The organism is Undibacterium sp. RTI2.2 (assembly GCF_035018705.1).
In the GTDB taxonomy this organism is placed as follows: domain Bacteria; phylum Pseudomonadota; class Gammaproteobacteria; order Burkholderiales; family Burkholderiaceae_D; genus Undibacterium.
Window position 1 is genome coordinate 1 of record NZ_JASJXN010000074.1, and the last position, 7675, is coordinate 7675.

At 49.9% G+C, this 7675-nt stretch carries 6 protein-coding genes and 1 pseudogene; 5 read left to right on the forward strand and 2 right to left on the reverse strand.

Annotation, left to right across the window (positions count from 1 at the left end; genetic code table 11):
• Positions 1 to 981 (forward strand): annotated as a pseudogene (locus QN395_RS20575) (aspartate-alanine antiporter); the annotation flags it as partial.
• A gap of 19 nt (positions 982 to 1000) precedes the next feature.
• On the forward strand, positions 1001 to 2647 hold the full coding sequence (locus tag QN395_RS20580) for a bifunctional aspartate transaminase/aspartate 4-decarboxylase (protein WP_323492931.1): 1647 nt from the start codon (positions 1001 to 1003) through the stop codon (positions 2645 to 2647).
• A gap of 425 nt (positions 2648 to 3072) precedes the next feature.
• Here the strand turns inward: QN395_RS20580 and QN395_RS20585 are convergent, their stop codons facing one another.
• Positions 3073 to 3525, reverse strand: a complete 453-nt coding sequence (locus QN395_RS20585; RefSeq protein ID WP_323492930.1) for a LysR family transcriptional regulator — start codon at positions 3523 to 3525, stop codon at positions 3073 to 3075.
• A gap of 66 nt (positions 3526 to 3591) precedes the next feature.
• On the opposite strand from QN395_RS20585, the gene QN395_RS20590 reads away from it, so the two are divergent.
• Positions 3592 to 4053, forward strand: coding sequence for a VOC family protein (locus QN395_RS20590; protein ID WP_322118319.1), 462 nt, complete (start codon positions 3592 to 3594; stop codon positions 4051 to 4053).
• A gap of 326 nt (positions 4054 to 4379) precedes the next feature.
• Here the strand turns inward: QN395_RS20590 and QN395_RS20595 are convergent, their stop codons facing one another.
• Positions 4380 to 4976: an efflux RND transporter permease subunit gene (locus QN395_RS20595; RefSeq protein WP_323493135.1), complete on the reverse strand. Its 597-nt coding sequence runs from the start codon at positions 4974 to 4976 to the stop codon at positions 4380 to 4382.
• A 551-nt stretch (positions 4977 to 5527) separates the two neighbouring features.
• On the opposite strand from QN395_RS20595, the gene QN395_RS21720 reads away from it, so the two are divergent.
• Both QN395_RS21720 and QN395_RS20600 read left to right on the forward strand, forming a co-directional pair.
• Positions 5528 to 5716, forward strand: a complete 189-nt coding sequence (locus QN395_RS21720) for a recombinase family protein (RefSeq protein ID WP_369124346.1) — start codon at positions 5528 to 5530, stop codon at positions 5714 to 5716.
• A gap of 362 nt (positions 5717 to 6078) precedes the next feature.
• Positions 6079 to 7395, forward strand: coding sequence for a metal-dependent hydrolase family protein (locus QN395_RS20600; protein WP_323492929.1), 1317 nt, complete (start codon positions 6079 to 6081; stop codon positions 7393 to 7395).
• Positions 7396 to 7675: the final 280 nt, after the last annotated feature.

The window sequence follows — 7675 nt, forward strand, 5'->3', positions numbered from 1 at the left end:
TCGGATGCCTCGGTAGAGGCGATTTATCGGTCTGGACAACCGTTGGCGATCGCGGACACCACCGTCGTGCTGGCCGGAGACATGGTGGCGGTTACTGGGCTGATTGCCGTCATGGAAGCCGCAGCCGATTACTTCGGCAAGGAAATCAGCGCGCCGGCGGACATGTTACTGGTGCAGGAGAGTCGTGAAATCATTTTGACCAATCGCGCGCTGAGCGGGCGTGAAGTCGGCGAAATTCACGACCACGTAACGGTGGATACACGTCACGGCGTATTTTTGACACGGGTCTTGCGCATGGGCCTAGCGCTTCCGCTGCTCAACAAGATCATCCTGAAAAGCGGTGATGAATTACACTTCACCGGCAGCCCCGTGGATCTGGACCGAGTGCAAACAAAAATTGGCTACAAGATCAATCCGGCAGCGGTCACTGATTTCATCTTCATGGGATTAGGCATGTTGATCGGCATTCTGATTGGCATGGTGCAGTTCCACATCATGGGTATCCCGATCTCGATCGGGAGTGGCGGTGGATGTCTACTCTCCGGCCTGATGTTCGGCTGGCTTCGCAGTGTCCATCCAGGTGTGTCGGCACTGCCCGTGGGCGCGTCCAACTTCTTGCGCGATTTTGGTCTCGCAGTCTTTGTTGGCATCGTCGGGATCTCGGCAGGACCGCAGGCATTGGTCGCAATCCGGCAGCACGGCTTCACACTACTGTTGCTCGGCGCTGGTGTGACGCTGATACCCCAAGTCGTTACTTTCTTTTTTTCGTGGTACGTCCTGCGCATTCGCAATCCGATCGAAGCGCTCGCCTGTGTCGCCGGAGGACGCAGCGCCAACCCAGCGTTTGCAGCGTTGCTCGAGAAAGCAGGCAATGCAACCCCTGTCGTGTCCTTTACCGTTACTTACGCCGTTGCCAATGTGTTTCTAACCCTTTGGGGTCCAGTCATCGTTGGAATCATCACCACAAATGCCACGCCCTAAACTGCGATCGAGTCCTATCATGCCGCAACAAGATTTTCAGCAATTTGCGAACCTCAGCCCGTTTGAACTCAAAGATCAGCTCATCGCCATTGCTTCCTCGGATGCGCAGCGCATGATGCTCAATGCAGGTCGCGGCAATCCGAATTTTCTGGCGACACTGCCGCGCTGGGCATTCCTGAGCTTGGGCGATTTTTCTATGCGCGAAGCCGAGCGGTCATATTCGTATCTTGACAGCGGCTTTGGTGGACTGCCGGAGCGCAGCGGCATCGTGCACCGGTTCGATATCTATGCCACGGCTCATCGCAGCACGGATGGTGTACGCTTTCTGCGTGCAGCGATTTCCTATGTGAAGGATCAGCTCGGACTTGACCAAGAGACGTTTCTGTTTGAGATGGTGGCAGCATTTCTTGGATGTAATTACCCTACCCCGCCGCGTATGCTGGCGCATACGGAAGAAATCGTCAAAGCGTATCTGGCGCAGGAAATGTTCGGCCCGCTCGCCCATCAGGGATCGTTCTCGGTGTTTGCCACTGAGGGCGGCACGGCCGCGATGACGTATATTTTCCAAACATTGCGAGCCAACGGCTTGATCAAGCCGGGTGACAAGATCGCCATCAGCACGCCGATCTTTTCACCTTATTTGGAAATCCCTCGACTAGCCGAATACGGCCTCGAGGTGGTCGATATTCGCATGGACGGACACGCTGACTGGCAGCTGCCGGCCAGTGAAATTGACAAGCTGCGCGATCCAGCAGTAAAGCTGTTTTGTCTCGTCAATCCGAGTAATCCACCCTCGACCAAGTTATCAGATCAAGTTCTCGATCAACTGGCCGCGCTGGTAGCGCAACAACGCTCGGATCTGTTCATTGTCACCGATGATGTATACGGCACCTTTGCGGATAATTTTGTGTCGCTGTTCGCAAAGTGCCCACGAAATACACTTTGCGTGTACTCATTCTCAAAGTTCTTTGGCGCAACAGGATGGCGCCTAGGTACCATTGCGCTACATGACGAAAATGTTTTTGACGCGGCGCTGGCAGCATTACCGGAGGCGGAAAAAGTGCTTCTCGACGCACGATACGCTTCACTCACCACCACGCCGCGCACGATTCGTTTCATCGATCGACTGGTCGCTGACAGCCGCGCCGTCGCGCTCAACCATACCGCCGGATTATCACTGCCGCAACAACTGCAAATGGCACTGTTCGCGCTCAATGGACTCATGGACCGAGAACACCGCTACAAGGAGTCGGCCAAACAGTTACTGCGCAAGCGCTATCAGACCTTGTATCGCAATATGGGTATCGAGGCGTTGCGCACGCCCAATGACGTGAACTATTACTCGTTGATCGATCTGCAAGAAATTGGCGGCGCATTGTATGGGCCCGAATTTGAAGCATGGTTCGTCCGCAGCGATCTTGGTATCAGCTTTCTTTTCCGGCTTGCGCAAGAAACCGGTGTGGTTCTGCTGCCGGGTAACGGTTTTGATGTGATCGACACCTCGGCGCGGGTCTCGTTGGCCAACCTAACTGAGATCGAGTACGCGGCTATCGGCAAATTTACGCGTCATGTGCTCGATGAGTGTTATCAGGATTTTAGGGATAGCTTACCAGCCCCTGTAACAGACCCTCAGCCCCCGCGCGCAGTGCCATTGCATCCTAGCTGACCGCCGAGTGAAGAACCAAACGCTCGTGCGGCCTTGCCCACCTGAAGCAACCTCTAGCGAATCAAGCCGCTCGAAATTTGTGGATGTTAAGTAATCATATTTGATTGCAATTACAGGTCGATAACCGGAAATCACTGAACGCATCTTCCGCCAAATTTCGAGTGGGTCAAGATACAGAATTACTTCAGCACCTGTTGGTCGGTTCGTAAATTCAGATTTTCAATTGAAAATGCGAGTGTCAACAATGTGCCGTTAGAGGAATTTGGGGTTGACCGCGGTTGAGAGAAAAAATACCTTCGAAATCGTTACATTGGCTCGGTAAAGATATTGCAACTCGGAAATTGGAAAGACTTGTTTCCGCCACTGAGCACCGTGTACACATATTTTGAGCGACGTTGTGCATTACGCTGTTTCTATAATCATATTCACAAAAGCACGCAAGGTACCTGGCATACGTCTACTAGTAAAGTATAACCTTGGCCCCTCGAACCGTTGCCACCAGTCGGGCATGACCGGCTAGAGCTGTCCGCTTTCGAAAAAGGGATCAAGCCAATTCTTAAATGTGCATATGAGGCCATGCCCATCACATGCGAGCCCAATGGCAGCAGCCGCCGCATCAACAATGGCGAGAGACGACTTTCGAGCAAACGCCCTGCCTCAGTCGGCATGACACTGCGAGTGTTGCGAATTAAAAGAGGTAATCCTAATTGCTTCTCGATGCGAGTGATGATCTCGCTCACATGGGAAGGCGACAATCCAAGCTGGTTTGCTGCCGCGCGAAAGCCATTCGCTTTGCAAACTGCGACAAAGACAGACAAATCGTCCAGAGTTAACTCATGATTGTTCTTCATGGCGAACAGTCTATTCGGTTCCAGCATCGTTATCAATCCATTTAGTGGACGTTATGATTGCTGCACTAAATTTACTTTATGGAAGAATATAGTATGAACTCAGTTGATAACGCGTTCCCAAAGAACGCGTCCAGTCCATTCGCTTCTTGGAGAGGCAACCATGTTGGCATTCGCGTGCCAGACTTTGAGGCTGCAGCCGCTTGGTACACTCACAAGCTAGATTTTAGGTTGGTACGAACAATGCAGTTAGGTGAAAAAACTCTCGCTTTTCTTGCGCCCGCAAGCGATGACAGTTTTCTTATCGAATTTATCGCAGGTCCGGGATGTACAGAACGCCCTAGTTATGAGCAACTAATCCACACCCATAGAGTTGGTGGTTGGCACCATCTTTGCATGCGCGTGGCAAATGTCGACTTAGCTATCGAAGAATTAAAGCGCCGCGGAGTCAGAATCGTCAGCGAGGCGCGAGACGCGCCAAGGATGGACGTACGATTCGCATTTTTTAGCGATCCTTGGGGTAATCTTATTGAGATAAGTCATCCAATACTGCAATAACGAGCTGTACCCAGATCGTCACTTACTAATTGCTTTCCAGTTCGATTGATCAGTCAATATTGTTTTAAAGACTTTACGTTTGGCTGATCTAGATCGACATCGAGCGCACCTTAAGGTCGGCAGATTCTTGACTGCAGTTGTCGACGCGATCTAGCCCTGTCTGTCTGTCAATCAAATCTTTGAATAAATACGAATTGATTGATTAGCAAGGATAAGTTTGCAATGAGGTCAATTTGGCTGGAATGTGCCGATTTTTTCCAAGTGCTGTCGATCCTATTTTTGTACTTCAGTATCCAGTAAACGAAACTGGCCTAAAGGGGCACATCTTAAAGTTCCGGTAGCAACTTCTTTCTACCCGATCTCTGTCCGATCCCAAACGCTAATGGTGGTAAAGTCAAAATCGCTGCGATCATCGTCATCGCAATCGGGCGCATACGGTTAATACCTGCATGTATCATTGAAGCGAGCAGATCTTCTTGCGTAATTAGATCTTGGTGTTCAGAAAAATAGAAAATGGCGACTTCAGTCACCATTCCGATAATCATTGTCATACCCATCATCGCGGAAATATTCAATTCTGTATGGGTAATCCAAAGACCAATAAATACCGTCGATACCGCGAGCAAAGCAGTCAACAAAATAGCAATCGCCAGACGGAAACTTTCATATATAGACAAAGGTAATAGAAAGACTAAGGTACTTGCCGCAGCAAAAACCGAAAGTAATCCCTGGAAAGCAATCTGCTGTTGCTCATATAGTCCACCTAATTGATAGTAGCTACCTTTTGGAAGTAAATTTTTCTGAGCCATCACGACTTTTACATCTGCAATAGCGGAACCAAGATCTCTGCCACTAATCCGCCCGGTGACAGCGATCATCGGAGACGAGTTGGAAGGCGAAAGCACTGCCGATGTTACCAGCACCCACAATGGCGATATTCAATACAATGGAATTGGGAGACACCAGAAACTAAAGTTAGACTTGTACGGATTTCCCTTGACATGATCCATACGCTATAATCTGCATTATCTTTGCGATCGTCTGAAGACCAATGGATACATTGACGACTACTCTCTCCTGAATATGGAAGAGTTCAAGTTAGCTGACGGCATATTCCAAGATTTTAAGTGACCTTTTATTCTTGTTTCATCCTCCATTCTCTTTCAAAGTCGGCAGGTAAGAACCGCATTGAAAAAATGGCCAAAAAGAAAGAAAAACTTCAAGAAAATTCATTAAAAAAATTTACGTCATACTGTCGCATTGATTTCAGCTTTTCTTGCACATTGAATGTCCTCTGCCAGTTAGGTATGTTCGAGTTTCCAAAAGCGATGGAAGACAGACGTTGGTGAGGGAAGGAGATGTGCTGTTGGCTAGCGGTGTTGAGCAAGAACAGATTTATTCGGATTTAGCGTCAGGCGTTAAGCACGATCAGCCTCGCTTGAATGCTTGCCTTTAGGCGCTCCAGACCGGCACTATGCAGTTGGTGTGGAAAATGGATTGCCTAGGTCGTGACTTGAAGCACTTGGTGACAACAGTGGATGAATTGCGCATTCGAAACATCGGCTTGAAAGTATTGGACGATAGTGGCGCACACTTAGACAAGAACACCGGGAGCGGATGTTTATTCTTTGAAGTTTTCAATGCAATGGCGAAATTTGAGTGAGAATTGATTGCCAAATGATGAAGACAATCGGGTTCACGTGTTGCGGCGTTTTTACGTAGCCTCGGACATATTCGGCCGATCGTGAATTGTCCGAATAACGGTCATCAAAATGCATGTCGAGTATGGAGTCAGCTCGCAACGGGGTTGAAAATTGGTGACCAAGTACGATTTACGTCAAATAACCTGAGGGTTCTAGGAATCGACTGAGGTCCATTATCGCTAGCGATTTAGCTCATTAGCAATAAAAGATGCTGTCTAAGTTACTTTAAAAAATTTGCCAATTGACACTACCCGCTGGACCGTTGTTTAACCCTGAGGCGCAATCTCCTCGCGCTTCCAACAACTCCAAAGGCCAAATCTAGATGAGCATTCGCAGCGGCATTTTGTTGAAACTATCTTTTTCAGTCATCACCACCATCGCCGCACAATGTGCCGTTGCCGCAGATCAGGCGTCCCAACCGATCGTTCTTAAAGCGGCTCACCTGTTCGATGCTGTGGGCGGCAAACTGCTCGACAACGGCGTAATCGTCATCGATGCCAGGAAGATCAAGTCGATGGGCAACCAGGGGCCCCTGCCGCAGAACGCCAGGGTGATCGATCTGGGTGACGCCACTCTGATGCCCGGCTTCATCGATGCGCATGTACATTTGTCCGGTGAGTCTGGGGACGACTGGTACAAGGATTTTTTCGACGGAATCATGCGGTTTCCGGCCGAGCAGGCGCTATATGGCGCGCATTACGCCAAGATCACCTTGGAAGCCGGAGTGACGACTGTGCGTGACGTTGGATCAAGTGACTATATTGCCTTAGGCTTGCGTAATGCGATTCGCGACGGGATGATCCCAGGACCACGCATGTTGGTGTCAAACTATGCCATCGGCTCGACCGGTGGCCATGCCGATCAGGATCCGATTCCGCCGCAGACCATCGCTGTTGCCGGCACCATTAAGGGGATCTGCAATGGCGCCGATCAGTGTCGCGAAGCCGTGCGGTATCAGGTCAAGTACGGTGCCGACGTCATCAAATTCATGCCTTCCGGCGGCGTACTATCGCTTTCCGACCCGGTCGACAACGTACAACTGACACAGGAAGAGATGAACGCCATCGTCTCGGAAGCGCATCGGTGGAACCGCAAAGTCGCTGCACACTGCCACGGCGATACGGCGGCAAAGATGGCAATCATGGCTGGTGTTGATTCCATCGAACACGGATCGTTCCTAAAAGAATCGACTCTGGCCGAGATGAAAAAGAAACATATCTACCTGGTTCCGACCTTGTCGGCTTTGAATGGGTCAGGATTCAAACTGGACAAGTTCCCGCCGGCGATCGCAATGAAAGCCAAGGCCGCCATAGCACAACAAACAATCATGTTTCAGCAGGCACTGAAGGTCGGCACTCCAATCGCGATGGGTACCGATGCTGCAGTGGGTCGGCACGGTCGCAACGGGTTCGAGTTTGAGCTAATGACCAACGCAGGCATGAAGCCGGAACAGGCCTTAATAGCCGGTACAGCCAGCGCGGCGGAGCTGTTGGGGGTGTCCGATCTAACAGGCAGCCTCGTCAGCGGTAAGTTTGCCGACATCATAGCGGTTAGAGGTAACCCGCTCCGTGATATGACTACGACCGCCCGCCCGATCTTCGTGATGAAAGAGGGTCAAATCTATGTTGGTGGGATGTAACACAAGGATATTTTTAAAAATCTTGGAGTCTGTTTTAGCGTCTACCTCGCGCTCTCGAACCGCTAAATCGGAATAATAGACCTTAAATTTCAGCGAGATTGTCTCTCAATCCGTGCATGGCTTTATAGTTATTCAGGTAGCGTGGCTTTGAGGAAAATCACTTATAAATAATTTAATTTATATTTCGATTTTAATTAACCAATCTAATGAGGTTCTTGCAAAACGAAACACCGGAGAGTAATTTTATTGCGAGAAGCGCAAAATAGATGAGAAAGGAGCG

Bases quoted from the DNA above. Each gene is read 5' to 3' on its own strand.
- QN395_RS21720 (WP_369124346.1), top strand. From the start codon at position 5,528: ATGCAGTTGGTGTGGAAAATGGATTGCCTAGGTCGTGACTTGAAGCAC.
- QN395_RS20590 (WP_322118319.1), top strand. From the start codon at position 3,592: ATGAACTCAGTTGATAACGCGTTCCCAAAGAACGCGTCCAGTCCATTC.
- QN395_RS20600 (WP_323492929.1), top strand. From the start codon at position 6,079: ATGAGCATTCGCAGCGGCATTTTGTTGAAACTATCTTTTTCAGTCATC.
- QN395_RS20580 (WP_323492931.1), top strand. From the start codon at position 1,001: ATGCCGCAACAAGATTTTCAGCAATTTGCGAACCTCAGCCCGTTTGAA.
- QN395_RS20585 (WP_323492930.1), bottom strand. From the start codon at position 3,525: ATGCTGGAACCGAATAGACTGTTCGCCATGAAGAACAATCATGAGTTA.